Raw genomic sequence first — 15895 nt, forward strand, 5'->3', positions numbered from 1 at the left:
GCTCTATGGCGGAATTGGCCACTATTGCCCGTCCTTACGCTGAGGCGCTGTTCAAGGCAGCCGCTGGGGCAGGGGTTGAGCAAATCCAGCAATGGTTGGATGCATTCGCTACTGTTGCTTCCAATGAAGATGTGCTGCGTGTAGCGCAAAGCCCTAAAGTCAATCGCGAACAGGTGCTGTCCCTGTTCGCCGGTGTTGCCAATGGCGAATTGCCAGTTTTGGTGAAAAACTTTTTAGGTGCTGTGGTTGACAATGACCGTTTGGCTGCCTTGCCTCAAGTGGCTGTGCAGTTTCGTGACTTGGTCAACGACAAAGAAGGCGCTGCCGATGCGGATGTATTTAGCGCGTTCCCGATCTCTGAGGCTGAGCTCGAAGTGCTCAGGCCAACGCTGGAGAAGCGTTTCGAGCGCAAACTCAATCTGTCTGTCAAGATTGATGAGTCGCTCATCGGAGGCGTTCGGGTAGTCGTGGGTGACGAGGAGTTTGATACCTCCGTCAAAGCCCGTTTGGAACAAATGAAAGCGGCACTGACGGCTTGATGGCCGTTTTCAGTGTTTGTGATCAATCAAGCAACAAGGAACGAGTCATGCAACTCAATCCAGCAGAAATTTCTGAGCTGATTAAGAGCCGTATTGAAGGCTTGGAATCCAGTGCCGACGTCAGAAACCAAGGTACTGTGGTTTCCGTGACAGATGGTATCGTCCGTGTTCATGGCCTCTCTGAGGTGATGCAGGGCGAGATGTTGGAATTCCCAGCCGATAAAAATGGCAATGCCACATACGGCCTCGCATTGAACCTGGAGCGCGACTCCGTGGGTTCCGTGATTTTGGGTGAGTACGAGCACATCTCCGAAGGCGACGTTGTGAAAACAACTGGCCGTATTTTGGAAGTGCCAGTAGGTCCAGAACTGATCGGTCGCGTGGTGAACGCTTTGGGTCAGCCCATTGATGGCAAAGGCCCGATCAACGCCAAAGAAACCGACGTGATCGAAAAAGTGGCTCCAGGCGTGATTGCTCGTCAATCCGTGGACCAACCTTTGCAAACCGGTTTGAAAGCGATTGACGCGATGGTCCCAGTGGGCCGCGGTCAACGTGAATTGATCATTGGTGACCGTCAGACTGGTAAAACAGCTGTGGCCATCGACGCGATCATCAACCAAAAAGGCCAAGGCGTTACTTGTATCTACGTGGCGATTGGCCAAAAAGCCTCTTCCGTCAAAAACGTGGTGCGCGCGTTGGAGCAAGCTGGTGCGATGGAATTCACCATCGTCGTCGCTGCGACTGCCTCTGAGTCTGCCGCTATGCAGTACGTGTCTGCATACTCCGGTTGCACCATGGGCGAATACTTCCGTGACCGTGGCCAAGATGCGTTGATCGTGTATGACGACTTGTCCAAACAAGCCGTGGCTTACCGTCAAGTGTCCCTGCTGCTGCGCCGTCCACCAGGCCGTGAAGCATATCCTGGCGACGTGTTCTATCTGCACAGCCGTTTGCTCGAGCGTGCAGCGCGCGTGAATGCCGATTATGTGGCCGAATTCACCAAAGGTGAAGTGACTGGCAAAACCGGTTCTTTGACAGCTCTGCCAATCATTGAAACCCAAGCTGGTGACGTCTCCGCATTCGTTCCAACCAACGTGATCTCGATCACTGACGGTCAGATCTTCCTGGAGTCCAACCTGTTCAACGCTGGTATCCGTCCTGCGATTAACGCCGGTATTTCGGTGTCTCGCGTAGGTGGTGCAGCGCAAACCAAACTGGTGAAAAACCTGTCTGGCGGTATCCGTACCGACTTGGCCCAGTACCGTGAATTGGCCGCGTTTGCGCAGTTCGCCTCTGACCTGGACGAAGCGACCCGCAAGCAGCTCGACCGTGGTGCGCGTGTGACTGAATTGCTCAAGCAAGCCCAGTACTCGCCATTGAACATCGCTTTGATGGCTGCATCGCTGTTTGCTGCCAACAAAGGTTACCTGGACGATATCGAAGTCAAGCGCGTGCTGGACTTTGAAAAAGGTCTGCACCAGTACCTGCAAGCGTCGCAAGGCCCGCTGATTGAGAAGCTGCTGGCTAAAAAAGCGCTGGACAAGGACGCAGAAGCGGAACTGGCCTCTGCCATTGAATCCTTCAAGAGATCGTTCGCCTAAGTCGGCGTGTCAACCTCATTGAAAGGAGTTTTCTATGGCAAGTGGCAAGGAAATACGCGGCAAGATCAAATCGGTGGAAAACACCAAAAAGATCACCAAGGCCATGGAAATGGTGGCCGCGTCCAAAATGCGCAAAGCACAAGAGCGCATGCTGGCTGCACGCCCTTATAGCGAGAAAATCCGCACGATTGCTGCCCACCTGGCAGCAGCCAACCCTGAGTATCGTCACCCATTCATGGTGGCCAACGATGCAAAGGCCGCTGGCGTAATCGTCGTGACGACCGACAAGGGCCTGTGCGGTGGTATGAACACCAACGTGTTGCGCGCAGTGACAAATAAGATCGGTGAGCTGCAAAAGAGTGGACAGTCTGTCCGCGCTGTGGCCATCGGCGGCAAGGGTTTGGGTTTTCTCAACCGTATTGGCGCACCAGTCGTGGCGGAAGCCACGGGCTTGGGCGATACACCACGTCTGGAGGCTTTGATTGGCCCCGTCAAGGCGCTGTTGGACGCTTATGTGGCTGGTGAGATCAATGCCGTGTATTTGAGCTATACCAAGTTCATCAACACCATGCGTCAAGAGTCTGTGATTGAGCAGCTGTTGCCGCTTCAACCAGAACGTCTGGATAACAAAGACGCTCAAAAAAGTGGTGATTGGGACTATATCTACGAACCAGATGCACAGACCGTCATTGACGAGCTGCTGGTGCGTTATGTGGAATCCTTGATCTATGCAGCAGTGGCCGACAACATGGCTTCTGAGCAATCTGCGCGGATGGTGGCGATGAAGGCTGCAACCGACAACGCAGGCACAGTGATCAAAGATCTCAAGCTCGTCTACAACAAAACACGCCAGGCGGCGATCACGACCGAGTTGTCCGAGATCGTTGCCGGCGCGGCAGCCGTCTAAACATTTTTATTGGGAATAGTAATGGCTCAAGCTCAAGGAAAAATTGTTCAATGTATTGGCGCCGTGGTGGACGTGGAGTTCGCACAAGGTTCCGTACCGAACGTGTATGACGCACTCAAGCTCGAAGGCTCTGCCCTGACGCTGGAAGTGCAACAACAGCTCGGCGATGGCGTGGTTCGTACCATTGCGCTGGGTTCTTCTGACGGTCTGCGTCGCGGTTTGATGGTTGTCAACACTGGCAGCCCAATCACCGTTCCAGTCGGTACAGCGACGCTGGGCCGTATCATGGACGTATTGGGTAATCCAATCGACGAGCGCGGTCCTGTGGACAGCACGCACTCTGCCGTGATTCACCGTAAAGCCCCGGCTTACGACGAACTGTCACCATCGCAAGAACTGCTGGAAACCGGCATCAAAGTGATTGACTTGGTGTGCCCGTTCGCCAAAGGCGGTAAAGTGGGTCTGTTCGGTGGCGCCGGTGTGGGCAAGACCGTGAACATGATGGAGCTCATCAACAACATCGCCAAAGCACACAGCGGTTTGTCCGTGTTTGCTGGTGTGGGTGAGCGCACTCGTGAAGGTAACGACTTCTACCACGAGATGTCAGACGCCAAAGTGGTGAACCAGGAAAACCTGGCTGAATCCAAAGTGGCGATGGTGTATGGCCAGATGAACGAACCACCAGGAAACCGTTTGCGCGTGGCCCTGACTGGTTTGACCATGGCTGAAGCCTTCCGTGACGAAGGCCGTGACGTGTTGTTCTTCGTGGACAACATCTACCGTTACACCTTGGCCGGTACCGAAGTATCCGCTTTGCTCGGTCGTATGCCTTCTGCTGTGGGTTACCAGCCTACATTGGCCGAAGAAATGGGCCGTCTGCAAGAGCGTATCACGTCCACTAAAGTGGGCTCGATTACATCGATCCAAGCCGTGTACGTGCCAGCCGATGACTTGACTGACCCATCGCCTGCTACAACGTTTGCTCACTTGGACTCCACCGTGGTTCTGTCACGTGACATCGCTGCTTTGGGTATTTATCCAGCGGTTGATCCACTGGACTCCACCAGCCGTCAGCTGGACCCACAAGTGGTGGGCGAAGAGCACTACCAAGTCGCTCGCGCCGTTCAAGGTACGCTGCAGCGCTACAAAGAATTGCGTGACATCATCGCGATTCTGGGTATGGACGAATTGGCTCCTGAAGACAAACTGCTGGTTGCACGTGCACGTAAGATTCAGCGTTTCCTGTCGCAGCCATTCCACGTTGCTGAAGTGTTTACTGGCGCCCCTGGTAAGTACGTGCCTTTGGCCGAAACCATTCGTGGCTTCAAGATGATCACCAACGGTGAAGTGGACCACTTGCCTGAGCAAGCGTTCTACATGGTTGGTACGATCGACGAAGCGATTGAGAAGGCTAAGAAGGTCGCTTGATCTCCAAAGCCCCAGGCGGCCAAGCCTTTCATTGACTGAATAGCTTGGCCAATCTCAATCCCAACCGTTGCAAGGAATGCCAATGAACACCATTCATGTCGACGTGGTCAGCGCCGAAGAATCCATTTTTTCGGGCGAAGCCAAGTTCGTCGCGCTGCCGGGCGAATCCGGTGAATTGGGTATTCTGCCGCGTCACGTCCCCTTGATCACACGTATCAAGCCGGGTTCTGTGCGTATCGAATTGCCTGATGGCAAAGAGGAATTTGTTTTTGTTGCTGGTGGTATCTTAGAAGTTCAGCCCGATCGCGTCACTGTGTTGTCTGACACAGCTGTGCGTGGTGCTGATCTGGATGAAGAGAAACTCAACAAAGCCAAACAAGCTGCTGAAGACTCGATGCGCAATGCCAAGAGCGATATCGATCTGGCCAGCGCCCAGTCTGAGCTGGCCATTCTGGCCGCTGAGCTGGCTGCTTTGCGCAAGTTTCAGAACAAACGCTGAAAATAGCGAATATTGTATTCGTCCATGCGAATACAATCGTTTGCCCTACACAACCGCTGCATCTGCAGCGGTTTTTTTTATATCTGCGATGGTTTTGCTGCAATTGTGCGCATTTTCTTTGGCAGTGCGGTGGCCAGTCAGTGCGATGATATTGGTTTATGCATATGCAGCTAGATTTATGACCCATATCGCCGTTATTGGAGCCGGCATCACCGGAGTGACCAGTGCGTATTGCTTGGCACGAGCAGGCTTTGAAGTCAGTGTGCTTGACCGGCACCGCTATCCGGCTATGGAAACCTCGTTTGCCAATGGCGGCCAGCTATCGGCCAGCCACACCGAGGTGTGGAACAGCGTGGCCACATTGCAAAAAGCCCTGCGTTGGATGTGGCACAGCGACGCGCCACTGCTGCTGAACCCAGCACCTTCGTGGCATAAATACAGCTGGATTGCCGAGTTCATTGCCCAGATTCGCCACCACGATGCCAATTCGGTCGCGACCACGCGTATGGCCATTGAGGCGCGCCAGTACCTGTTTGCGATGGCCGAGGCCGAGGGCATTGCCTTTGATTTGGAAAAACGAGGCATCCTGCACCTCTACCACGATGCACACACATTGGCAGAAGCGGCGGCGGCGACACGCTTGCTCAAGCAAGGCGGCCTAGAGCGTGTGGCAGTGACCAATGAAGAAATTCACCAGTTGGAGCCAACGCTCACGGGCCAGTATGCTGGTGGATTTTTTACTGAATCCGATTCGACCGGAGATATCCATCAATTCACGCGGGGGTTGGCGCGCGCTTGCGAGCGCAAAGGGGTCACGTTCTACCAGGATGTCCAGGTCGTGCAGGCCGAGGCCAGTGAGACAGGGGTGGCATTGCACTGGCGTGCGGTCAATGAACTGGGCGAATTCGCTGCAGCCGCGCCTCCAGAGGTGTTGGCCTGTGATGCGGTGCTGGTTTGCGCCGGTGTGGGAAGCCGTTCTTTGGCGCAGATGCTGGGCGACCGCGTCAATGTCTACCCTGTGAAGGGCTACTCAATTACCCTGCATTTGGACGATGCGCGCAGCCGCGCCAATGCACCATGGGTGAGTTTGTTGGATGAGCATGCCAAGATCGTCACCAGTCGACTGGGAGAGAGCCGCTTGCGCGTGGCCGGGACGGCTGAGTTCAATGGCGAGAATCGCGATATACGAGCCGATAGAATCGCGCCCTTGCTGCAATGGGTGCGTGAGAATTTCGATCTTGAAACGGCCAATGCCGTGCCATGGGCTGGGCTGCGTCCGATGATGCCGAATATGATGCCGGTCATCCAGCGCGGTCAGCGCCGGCGGGTTTACTACAACACCGGCCATGGCCATCTGGGCTGGACGCTCTCGGCGGCCACGGCCGAGTTGGTCACCGCTTTGATTGCCAGTGATGCGGCGGTACTCTGAGCCTGCCACTGGACTCAGCCAGGCCTTCGCACCCTGGGTAGGGCGTATGCGCTGCAGTGCCGTTGAACGGCACAAGCAGTAAGCAGGCTCTTAAAAGTCCAATAAACTCACACCCACTGAGAATACGGTGCGGCGAAAGTTGTAGTCAATCAAGCTATCGCCATAACCACTGAACAGGCTGGTGTAAAGACGCAAATTGCTTTTGCCGCCAGTGAGCTGCTCACCCAGGGTGTGGAACCACTCCAGCTGTGTTGATCCTCTGGAATTGCTGCGCAAGGAGCTGCGGGCAGTCATGACCAAGGTATTGGTTTTGTTCACATCCCAAGCGGCTGTGAATTCGCCGCGACCAATGTAGTCACTGATGTTCGGGTTGTCGTCTTTGGCAGCATCTTCCTTGATGCGATGCCACAAGCGCGCTTGCAGGCGCACCTCGGGGTTTACGTCCAAGCCCAGCATCATGTAGTAGCGGTTCCAGCTGCGTGACAAGGGGTTGCTTTGTCCGTTTGATTGGTGGTTGATGCCAAGGCCTGCATAGCGCAGCTTGGCTTGCCCCAGCAGTTTCCATTCCAGCGGATAGACGTACATCAGCTCAGGCTGGTAATCGGTATTGCGAAATGGCCGAGAGAGCGTGCCGTTAAAGGCTTGCCAATAGGAGTTGGAGGTAAAACCAAACCACAGCGAGTCACGCTTGTTGCTGGCGTCGCTGGTGAAAATGTTGCTGGCGAGTTTGGTGCGGATCGAGAGTTGGATGCGCGTTTCAGGGCGTTGGTAGTCCTGGTATTCGGCCAGCCCATTGTCAAGTCCAGGCGAGTAGGGCTGGCGGTTGATTCGATTGCTGGTGCTGAGCGCAAAAATCATGGGGCGGTAGCCGCGAAAGCGGAAGTTGCCACAATCGGTCTCGCTGGTCAGCTCCCACATGCGCGATGTGGTGTCGTAGTCGTGGTTGCGGCAGCCCTCCCCATTGTCGGTATCGGCTGGCGCTGCGGCCACCGGCAGTGTCAATTGTGCTGCCGTTGCTGGTGGCACAGCCGTGCTTTCAGGTGCCGTGCCATACCAGGCGCCATTGCCACTGCGAGTCATGGGGGAGGGGGGGCTAACCAAAGCATCAAAACAGGCCAGGCGCTCGTTGTCGCTAACAACAGCAGCGCAGCTTTGTAGGCTGCTGGTATTTGGCGTGATGGGCGCTTGTGCTTGAGCCGCAGTGGTAGCGCACAGCGCCACGCCCACAGACAGACAGGCCCAGGCAGTGTAAGAAGTGGTCGTAGCCATAAATTGAGTCGAATGAATGGATTGAGTCAATATCTGCAGAGCAATAAAAACTGCATGGGGGCGGGGTCAGCCATGTGTCCTTTGAAGGTTCACAGTGGCCTGTATTCAGCCACGCAGCGCATGGTATATGTTTTCGGCCAAGTCACTGGAAATGCCATCAACCGTCATCAGGTCTTGTACGCTGGCATTGGCTACACCTTGTACGCCACCAAAGCGCTGCAGCAGGCGTGCGCGTCGTTTCGGGCCAATGCCTGCTATGTCCTCCAAACGGCTGCCGCCGGTGCGAATGCGCGAACGCTTTGCGCGCATGCCGGTAATCGCAAAGCGGTGGGCTTCATCGCGTATCTGCGCCACCAGCATCAAGGCGGCGCTGGTGGGGGGCAGGCTGATCTTGGCGCGGCCATCGGCAAACACCAACTCTTCCAGGCCCACTTTGCGGCCTTCGCCTTTTTCAACACCGACCAGCAGGCCAATGTCCAGGCCCAATTGTTCAAACACTTCGCGTGCCGTCGAAATCTGGCCTTTGCCGCCATCTATCAACACCAGATCGGGCATGCGCAAACGCGTTTTTTTCTCTACTGCTGTATTTAGGGCGGTTGCTTCCGATCCAGCTTCTGCTGGGGGGGACACGCTGGTGCCCTCCAACTCGTGTTGGCCCTGTACGGATTGCTGCGCAAGGGCTTCAATGATCTTGCTGTAGCGGCGTGTCAGCACCTGGCGCATCGCGGCGTAATCGTCGCCGCCGGTGATGCCGGTGATGTTGTAGCGGCGGTATTCGCTGCTTTGCATGGTGTGTTGCTCAAACACGACGCAAGAGGCCTGTGTGGCCTCGCCAGCAGTGTGTGAAATGTCAAAGCACTCGATGCGCCACTCATTCAAAGCGGCTTCATCCAGATCCAGCTGCAAGGCTTGCGCCAGAGCTTGCGTGCGGGCTTTTTGCGAGCCTTCCTCTGACAGCAGGCGCGCCAATTGCAATTGGGCATTTTTATGTGCCATTTCTAGCCAGGTTTTGCGCTCGCCACGAGGCTGGGTCTGGTTGCGAATGGTTTTGCCTGTGCCTTCGGCCAGTACGGCCAATAGGCTTTTGTCGATTGCGTGGCTGGTAATCAGCAAAGGGGGGGCTGGGTAACTCAGGTAATGCTGGGCGACAAAAGCCGTGAGAATTTGCTTTTGCGCCTGGGCATCGCTGAGCGCGCTTGTCTGCGCCATGTTGCCGCCATCGGCGGTATCTGGCGTGGCCTGTGCAACAGAAGCATCGGCTACTGCAGCATCGTCGCTGCCACTGTCTTCAGTCTGCATGGCCAGCGCCGCTTCGAGCTGGCTGGGAAAGTACGGGCGGTCACCCAAATGGCGGCCACCACGCACCATCGCCAGATTGACACAGGCTTTACCGCCTTGCCGAACAATGGAGATGATGTCTACATCAGCATCACCGACGGTCTCTACCGACTGCTGCTGCAACACTGTGGACAGCGAGGCAATGCGGTCACGCACCTGGGCGGCCTGCTCATATTCCATTTGTTCGGCCAAGTCCATCATGCGCGCTTCCAACTTGCGCACCAAGGTGTCGGTTTGACCGCGCAGCAGCGCCTCGGCCTGCTCGGTATCAGCCAGGTAATCGGCATGGGAGATCAGGCCCACACACGGCGCGGTGCAGCGCTTGATTTGGTGCAGCAAACAAGGTCGTGTGCGGTTGTTGAAGACCGTGTCTTCACAGGTACGCAGCAAGAATACCCGCTGCAATAGCTGGATGGTTTCTTTCACGGCCCAGGCGTTGGGATAGGGTCCAAAGTAATGGTGTTTGCGATCGGTGGCACCCCGGTAATAGCTGATGCGCGGAAAGCTGTGGGCTTGTGGCACCGCACCCGCGCCACTTGTCGCTTTGGCCGGTGCTGCGCTGGCGGCGGAAATTTTCAGGTAGGGATAGCTTTTGTCATCCCGAAACAGGATGTTGTATTTCGGATTCTGTGTTTTGATCAGGTTGTTTTCAAGCAGCAAAGCCTCTGCTTCAGAGCGCACCACGGTGGTTTCCATGCGCACAATCTTGCTGACCATGTGGCCAATGCGTGAGCCGCCGTGGTCTTTTTGAAAATAGCTGCAGACCCGGCGTTTGAGGTTTTTGGCTTTACCGACGTACAAAAGCTGGTCGGCCGCATCAAAGTAACGGTAGACCCCAGGCAAAATGGGCAGTTGCAAGGCTTGTTGCAACATCGTGGAAGGTGGAGCTGTTTCAGCGTTCATTGTGCAAAGGCAAGCTGGGCTTGGCCATTCAATCGGGTCAATGCGGTCTCATCGTGTCGTGCGCTGTGCCACCCAGGCGGGCACAATCGCTGTCGTGCTTGTGGTGCAAGTGCATCGCGGCGCGCGGCCCTATGGGCAGACTGCGTGCACAATTCAAGCGACACAATCATAGTGTGAACCAAGCCAGAGAGAGGGAGTTCAGGCGGATGCAATGGGATGTATTTTGTCAGGTGATTGACAACTATGGCGATGCCGGTGTCTGCTGGCGCTTGGCGGACAATCTGGCGCAGCGCGGTGAGCGCGTGCGTTTGTGGATCGATGACCCTGCGCCCTTGTGCTGGATGAGCGCTGAGATCAATCAGGCCAAACAGCAGGCGCTCAACCTGCAGCCCGCCATCGCAGGCGACTGGCTGGATGGAGCTGGTGTCACGGTTGGCGCCCAGCGGGCCATTCAGATTATGCCGTGGGCCTCAGCGCAGCGGTCTGATCTACGGCAGTTTTTGCAGGCCATGCCGCGCCCGGATGTGGTGGTCGAGGCATTTGGCTGCGAGATTCCCCATGCGTACTTGGAGGCCCTGGCCGAATCTGCAGCCTCTGCTGAGGCTGGCGCAGCCCCCCCGGCTCAGCCATGGCCGCAGTGGCTGAATCTGGAGTACCTGTCGGCCGAGTCCTATGTTGAGCGCATGCATTTGCTGCAATCGCCCGTCATGTTCGGGCCTGCGCAAGGCCAAAGCAAAACTTTTTTCTACCCCGGCTTTACGGCTAAAACCGGGGGGCTGCTGCGCGAGCCGCAGCTGCTGCAAGCTCAAGCGCAGTTTGACCGCCAGCAGTGGCGCAGCCAGCACTTTCCAGTCTTGCCTGCAGTGCAGGCCAAGGCAGGCCAGGCAGGCACAGAAGCCCTGTGGATCAGCTTGTTTGCGTATGAGCCCGAGTGCCTGCAAGACTGGCTGCAGCAATGGGCCGCAGGGGCGCAGCCAGTCGTGCTGCTGGCCATGGCCGGGCGTTCACAGGAGCATTTGCAAGCCTGTTGGGCGGCTCTGGGTTGGGCTGGGGCGATGCAGCCCACAAGCGGTTTGGCAACCCAGCAGCTGCAACATGGCCAGTTGACGGTATTCACGCTGGCGCACGTGAGTCAGGCGGAGTTTGACCAAGTGCTGTGGGCAAGCGATTGCAATATTGTGCGAGGTGAAGACTCGCTCGTGCGGGCGCTATGGGCCGGTCAGCCTTTTCTCTGGCATATTTACCCACAAGATGACCACGCCCACCATGCGAAGCTTGATGCATTTTTAGATTGGCTGCAAGTGCCTGGTGCTTGGCGTGATGCCATGTACCAACTCAATGGCATCACGCCTGCAACGACGTCTGGTGCTTTGCATGAAGCAAGTCGGCAGTCGCCCGGAGATTGGCCCAGTGCCAAGGCTTTGGCGCAGTGGCAAACCTGCGCGCAGCAAGCCAAGAGCAAGCTGCTTGAACGTGAGGATTTGGCTTCGACGCTGCGCGGGTACGTGCAAGCTCGCGTTGCCCCGCGCTGAGGCCTCGGCGCTCAAAGGGGCTTTTAAAACCGCTGGTCAGCGATGGCTGGCAAGACCAACTCGCGGACAAACGAAGCACTCGAGAGATGGAGCAGCGCACGCACCATCGTGACCACATCGTGCACTGGAATCAGGCTGCCATCGCCACGTGCGGCGGCAGTGGTGACCGGTGTGGCCAAGGCATCTTCGGTATTCAAATAACCCAATTGCAAGCTGGTAACGGCCAGACCTGCATCGCGGTAGCTTTCACGCAGCGCGTCGGCCATGCCTGTCAAGGCGAATTTGGAGGCCGCAAACGTCACTTCTGGCCGACCGCTTTGGCGCAGGCCCGAGGTTGATCCGGTCAGGATCAGCTGGGCTTTGGGTGCGCGCAGCAGCTTGGGCAGCAGGCGTTTGATCAAAAGCAAGGCGGCGGCGATATTGGTGTTGACCATGGCCATAATCTGCGCATCGGCATCGTCTTCAAAGCGGTAGGCGTCGGTAAAAGCCGCTTCCTCCCAGATACCGAGGTTGTAGATCAGCACATCCAGTGTGTCTGGGGTTTGCGCGTCAATGGTTTGTGCAGCCGCCAGCGGCTGACGCATATCGACCTCAATCCAATCCAGTGTGACTGAGGTGGGCAGGGTGATCTCGCTGGGGCGTTGGCGCGAGATGCCAATCACCCGGTCGCCTGGCTGGCCCAAACCCTCTACAAAGGCTTTGCCCAGCCCTTTGCTGGCACCGACGATTAAGAAGTTCATTGTGTTGCTCATTACCGATTGAGGATGCCTTGTCATGCCGAGTGGAACACTACAAAGGCGGTCGCAGCCGCTGTTGGCCTATGCGTGGCCAAAATTGTAAACAAAGCGGTATATCCGCCTTGCTCTGCAAGGTCGCTCTGGATAGCACCACAATCAGATGCTGAGCGCTTTGGCCGTTTGGCGCTGACGCCATTGGATATGCAAGGTATCCAAGGAGAACACCAGCAGCCCTGACCAGATCAGCCCAAAAGCAACCAGGTGGTCGCGCGTGAAGGATTCATGGTAGACAAAGACGCCTAAGGCCAGTTGCAAGCTGGGCGCTAAGTATTGCATTAAACCCAGGGTCGACAGTGGCAGCCGCCGGGCGGCATTCGCAAACCACAGCAGTGGCAAAGCGGTGGTAATGCCAGAGGCAGCTACCAGGAGCATCCCTGTCCAGCCATGGCTGGCAAACGCCAGGCCTGAACCTGAGATTGACTGGTAGACCAAATAGGCACAGGCGACTGGAGTGATGATCAAAGTTTCAACCGTCAAGCCCACGGTCGCTGTGACTGGGGTGAATTTGCGCAGCAGCCCATAGAGTGCAAATGAAGATGCCAAGAGCAAGGAAATCCAAGGCACTTCACCCAAGCGGATGGCCATCCAAACCACACCGGCAGCAGCCATGCACACCGCCAGCCACTGCCATTTTCGTAGGCGCTCGCGCAGGCAGATCACGCCTAGCAGTACACTGAACAAAGGGTTGATGAAATAGCCCAGGCTGGCTTGCACCACACGGTCGTTATTCACCGCCCATACAAAGCCTAGCCAATTGATCGATACCAGCGTGGCGGTGATGGCCAGCACGCCAAGCAGACGGGGCCTGCGCAAAACAGCTTGCAGTGCTTGGCCTTGTTGCATCAACAGCACCAAGGGCAGAATCAACACCAGCGTCCACAGAACCCGGTGCGATATCAACTCCACACTTGGCACCCAAATCACTGCTTTCCAGTAAACGGTCATCAGGCCCCAAACGCTGTATGCCAGTAAAGCATACAGAAGACCGGCGTGTGTTTCCGAGCGTGCGGACGGTGGCAGTGGCATGGAGGGGCAGTCGATGGAATCAGCGTGCAGTGCTCAATTGGTCGATCATACGCGCTTTCATGGAACCAGGTGCGGCGTTTGGGGCAGATGCTGAGTGGCGCCACGCATCACCGGTATGGACGCCACTGGCTTCGCACCGCAGTTGCCATTGCGCCAGTCCATGCGCGGGTGGGGGCATTGGCTACAATGCCCGCCTTTGCATGTGTTTGGAGTCAGCTGGCTATGGAAATCGAAGTCAAGGAAGAGTTGAAGGCCTACATCGATCCTTTGAGTGAGGACGAGTACGCCGCCCTGGAGCGCAGTATTCTGGCCGAAGGCTGCCGCGATGCCTTGGTGCTATGGGGCAATGTGCTGATCGATGGCCATAACCGCTACAGCATTTGCCAAAAGCATGGCCTGCCGTTTCAAACCGTGCAGAACACCCGCTTCCAATCGATGGAAGATGTGTACCTGTGGATGATTGAGCAGCATTTGGGCCGCCGCAGCGTTTCTGACTACCAACGCGGTGTGCTGGCGCTGCGCAAGCGCGAGATTTTGCAAGGCCGCAGCCAGCAAATTCGCGAGGCTGTGGTGGCCAAGGTGCCCACAGCACCATTGCAGGTTGCAGGTAGCGATGCGGCTGTGGCAGCGGACGCTTCTTCTGGCGATGCGCCTTGGGAAGGCGAGAACACGATGGCGCCTGTGGCCGCGCAGGAGCAACTGTTAGAAGCGCAGGCCTTTAACAGCCGCGAGGCGCTGGCCAAAGCCGCTCGCCTGAGCAGCAGCCAAGTGCAAATGATCGAAAAAATTCAAAAGCACGCAGCCACCGAGGTTGTTGCGGCCTTGCGCTCGGGTGGTATTTCCTTGAGCGCAGCAGCAACCGTAGCCAGCTTGCCGGAGCATGAGCAAATCGCCGCGGCGCAAGCCGGCACGGATGAGCTGAAACAAGCGGCCAAGCGCGTGCGTGAGGCCAAGCGCAAAGCCAAAGCTGACGAGCGCGCAGCCCATGAAGGCGATGCAGCAGGGGGCGAGAATGCCGAGGCCGGTCAGCAAGAGCCACAGCTTGAGTTGTTGCAGCTGCGCCAACGCGTCAAAGAGCTGTTGGCTGAGAATGCCATGCTCAAGCAGCAGTTGGAGCAGGCCTTAGCTGGTTGATGCACCCCACAAGTGCAGGGCATGCCTCTGTGCTTTGGCCATTGCCGCATTGAGCAACTGCTGCGCAATCGGCTTGCAAGCCAGGCTATTGCGCCTGGCCCTGTCATCGTCTTACAAAACAAAGAGGCTAACGCCCCAGATACAGGCAAAACTGACCACGCCCATCACAATCGTGGCCGAAGTAAAGACGCGCAGCGAATCCTTCATTTCGATATTCGACATCTTGGTGACGACCCAGAAGTACGAGTCGTTGGCGTGTGAGGCCACCATCGAGCCAGCGCACACGGCCAGTACAGCAAAAATTCGGCCCATGTCCGAATCAAGACCAAAGGTCGCCAAGCTAGGCGCAATGATCGCAGCCGAAGTCAATGCTGCCACAGTCGACGAGCCTTGAGCGGTTTTGAGCAAGGCCGCAATGATGAATGGCACCAGCAGGCCCACCGACGCGCCGCCCAACACGTCACCTAATGCCGTGCCAACGCCGGTCTCCTTGATGATTGCACCAAACATGCCGCCAGCGCCAGTGATGATCAGAATCGGGCCGGCTTTCATGATCGCGTCTTCCAGCACATGGTTGAAGTCGCCTTTTTTGCCGCCATTCGCCGCCAATAGCCACATCGCACAAAGCATGCCGACCAGCAAGGCGATCACAGGGTTGCCCAAAAAGTGCAAGGGAGTGGCAAAGCCATCTTTAAAGCCCAGTGTGGTCAGTAAGGTAGAGATGGAGATCAACACCAAAGGCAGCACGATTGGCACCAGTGAAAAGCCAAAAGAAGGCAGTTTTTCGGTAGAGATTGTCTCGTCCTCCGTCAGTTCAGCAGGGGCGTAGTTTTGGCCTTTGCACATCCATGCCGACCAGAAGTAAGCGGCAAGCAAGCCCGGGATTGAGAAGGCGATGCCTGCCAGCACCATCCAGCCAATATTGGCGCTCAAAGTGCTCGCTGCGGCCAATGCGCCAGGGTGCGTCGGCACCAGGCAATGCACGGCAAACAGGGCGGAGCCCAGAATTGAGGCGATCAGCGGCATCGGTACTTTGGCATTGGCACTGATGCTGCGGGCAATGCCGCTCAAGATTATGTAGCCGGTGTCACAAAAAATCGTCAAGCCAGGAATAAAACCAGTCCAGGCCATCGCCGGTTTGGCATTTTTCTTGCCGGAAAAATTCAGAATATGGCTAGCAATGCTCAGCGCACCGCCACTTTTTTGCATGCAGACAGCAATGGCCGCACCAAAAATGATGATGAAGGAGATATTGCCCAGCGTGCTGCCAAAGCCCGTTTTGAGCGTGTCAATCACCTTGGCCAGCGGCAGGTCTGTGCCCAGCATGGCCAAGGCCAGCGAGACGGCAAACAAGGCACCAAATACATTGGCTTTGAGTTTGGCAGTGAGAAAAATGATGGCCACGATGCTGAGGGCCACCAGCGAAGAGGTGAGGGCAAGATTGCTCATGATGGGTCTGGTAGGAGAGCTGCTGGCCGATCCGGGCACTGCAG

Annotated in this window: 13 protein-coding genes; 8 read left to right on the plus strand and 5 right to left on the minus strand. The window is 56.6% G+C overall.

Features of this window, described 5'->3' with window-relative positions; translation table 11 throughout:
* Positions 1 to 5 precede the first annotated feature (5 nt).
* The 6 genes from E8K88_RS03395 to E8K88_RS03420 all read left to right on the plus strand — a co-directional run bounded on the left by E8K88_RS03395 (position 6) and on the right by E8K88_RS03420 (position 6403).
* Positions 6 to 539: a F0F1 ATP synthase subunit delta gene (locus tag E8K88_RS03395; protein ID WP_136405241.1), complete on the plus strand. Its 534-nt coding sequence runs from the start codon at positions 6 to 8 to the stop codon at positions 537 to 539.
* A 47-nt stretch (positions 540 to 586) separates the two neighbouring features.
* Positions 587 to 2140 (plus strand): F0F1 ATP synthase subunit alpha, encoded by a 1554-nt coding sequence (gene atpA / locus E8K88_RS03400; RefSeq protein WP_136405242.1) that lies wholly within the window; start codon positions 587 to 589, stop codon positions 2138 to 2140.
* A 34-nt stretch (positions 2141 to 2174) separates the two neighbouring features.
* A complete protein-coding gene (gene atpG / locus E8K88_RS03405) occupies positions 2175 to 3047 on the plus strand; it encodes a F0F1 ATP synthase subunit gamma (protein ID WP_136405243.1) in 873 nt (290 codons plus the stop codon).
* A 21-nt stretch (positions 3048 to 3068) separates the two neighbouring features.
* Entirely contained in the window at positions 3069 to 4475 is a 1407-nt protein-coding gene (gene atpD / locus E8K88_RS03410; protein ID WP_136405244.1) for a F0F1 ATP synthase subunit beta, read from the plus strand.
* 82 nt (positions 4476 to 4557) lie between these two features.
* Positions 4558 to 4974 (plus strand): F0F1 ATP synthase subunit epsilon, encoded by a 417-nt coding sequence (locus E8K88_RS03415; protein ID WP_136405245.1) that lies wholly within the window; start codon positions 4558 to 4560, stop codon positions 4972 to 4974.
* Positions 4975 to 5152: 178 nt separating this feature from the next.
* On the plus strand, positions 5153 to 6403 hold the full coding sequence (locus tag E8K88_RS03420; RefSeq protein ID WP_136405246.1) for a D-amino acid dehydrogenase: 1251 nt from the start codon (positions 5153 to 5155) through the stop codon (positions 6401 to 6403).
* 90 nt (positions 6404 to 6493) lie between these two features.
* On the opposite strand, the gene E8K88_RS03425 is transcribed toward E8K88_RS03420, so the two are convergent.
* Entirely contained in the window at positions 6494 to 7672 is a 1179-nt protein-coding gene (locus E8K88_RS03425; RefSeq protein WP_136405247.1) for a phospholipase A, read from the minus strand.
* Between the two features lie 105 nt (positions 7673 to 7777).
* Positions 7778 to 9913, minus strand: a complete 2136-nt coding sequence (uvrC, locus tag E8K88_RS03430; RefSeq protein WP_240754294.1) for an excinuclease ABC subunit UvrC — start codon at positions 9911 to 9913, stop codon at positions 7778 to 7780.
* A gap of 206 nt (positions 9914 to 10119) precedes the next feature.
* Between uvrC and earP the strand changes: the two genes are divergently transcribed.
* Positions 10120 to 11445, plus strand: coding sequence for an elongation factor P maturation arginine rhamnosyltransferase EarP (gene earP / locus E8K88_RS03435; protein ID WP_136405248.1), 1326 nt, complete (start codon positions 10120 to 10122; stop codon positions 11443 to 11445).
* Between the two features lie 23 nt (positions 11446 to 11468).
* Here the strand turns inward: earP and E8K88_RS03440 are convergent, their stop codons facing one another.
* Positions 11469 to 12185: an SDR family NAD(P)-dependent oxidoreductase gene (locus E8K88_RS03440; RefSeq protein WP_136405249.1), complete on the minus strand. Its 717-nt coding sequence runs from the start codon at positions 12183 to 12185 to the stop codon at positions 11469 to 11471.
* A gap of 153 nt (positions 12186 to 12338) precedes the next feature.
* Positions 12339 to 13268 carry an EamA family transporter RarD gene (gene rarD / locus E8K88_RS03445; protein WP_136405250.1) on the minus strand — a complete coding sequence of 310 codons (930 nt, stop codon included), beginning with the start codon at positions 13266 to 13268 and terminating at the stop codon, positions 12339 to 12341.
* A gap of 222 nt (positions 13269 to 13490) precedes the next feature.
* On the opposite strand from rarD, the gene E8K88_RS03450 reads away from it, so the two are divergent.
* Positions 13491 to 14402, plus strand: a complete 912-nt coding sequence (locus tag E8K88_RS03450; protein ID WP_136405251.1) for a plasmid replication/partition related protein — start codon at positions 13491 to 13493, stop codon at positions 14400 to 14402.
* 111 nt (positions 14403 to 14513) lie between these two features.
* Here the strand turns inward: E8K88_RS03450 and E8K88_RS03455 are convergent, their stop codons facing one another.
* Entirely contained in the window at positions 14514 to 15851 is a 1338-nt protein-coding gene (locus E8K88_RS03455; RefSeq protein WP_168797238.1) for a GntP family permease, read from the minus strand.
* Positions 15852 to 15895: the final 44 nt, after the last annotated feature.

Origin of the sequence: Lampropedia aestuarii, assembly GCF_004803635.1 — a bacterium.
GTDB lineage: Bacteria > Pseudomonadota > Gammaproteobacteria > Burkholderiales > Burkholderiaceae_C > Lampropedia > Lampropedia aestuarii.

Excerpts from the sequence above, each read along its gene's own strand:
- E8K88_RS03395 (WP_136405241.1), top strand. The coding sequence starts at position 6 with ATGGCGGAATTGGCCACTATTGCCCGTCCTTACGCTGAGGCGCTGTTC.
- atpA (WP_136405242.1), top strand. The coding sequence starts at position 587 with ATGCAACTCAATCCAGCAGAAATTTCTGAGCTGATTAAGAGCCGTATT.
- atpG (WP_136405243.1), top strand. The coding sequence starts at position 2,175 with ATGGCAAGTGGCAAGGAAATACGCGGCAAGATCAAATCGGTGGAAAAC.
- atpD (WP_136405244.1), top strand. The coding sequence starts at position 3,069 with ATGGCTCAAGCTCAAGGAAAAATTGTTCAATGTATTGGCGCCGTGGTG.
- E8K88_RS03415 (WP_136405245.1), top strand. The coding sequence starts at position 4,558 with ATGAACACCATTCATGTCGACGTGGTCAGCGCCGAAGAATCCATTTTT.
- E8K88_RS03420 (WP_136405246.1), top strand. The coding sequence starts at position 5,153 with ATGACCCATATCGCCGTTATTGGAGCCGGCATCACCGGAGTGACCAGT.
- E8K88_RS03425 (WP_136405247.1), bottom strand. The coding sequence starts at position 7,672 with ATGGCTACGACCACTTCTTACACTGCCTGGGCCTGTCTGTCTGTGGGC.
- uvrC (WP_240754294.1), bottom strand. The coding sequence starts at position 9,913 with ATGAACGCTGAAACAGCTCCACCTTCCACGATGTTGCAACAAGCCTTG.
- earP (WP_136405248.1), top strand. The coding sequence starts at position 10,120 with ATGCAATGGGATGTATTTTGTCAGGTGATTGACAACTATGGCGATGCC.
- E8K88_RS03440 (WP_136405249.1), bottom strand. The coding sequence starts at position 12,185 with ATGAACTTCTTAATCGTCGGTGCCAGCAAAGGGCTGGGCAAAGCCTTT.
- rarD (WP_136405250.1), bottom strand. The coding sequence starts at position 13,268 with ATGCCACTGCCACCGTCCGCACGCTCGGAAACACACGCCGGTCTTCTG.
- E8K88_RS03450 (WP_136405251.1), top strand. The coding sequence starts at position 13,491 with ATGGAAATCGAAGTCAAGGAAGAGTTGAAGGCCTACATCGATCCTTTG.
- E8K88_RS03455 (WP_168797238.1), bottom strand. The coding sequence starts at position 15,851 with ATGAGCAATCTTGCCCTCACCTCTTCGCTGGTGGCCCTCAGCATCGTG.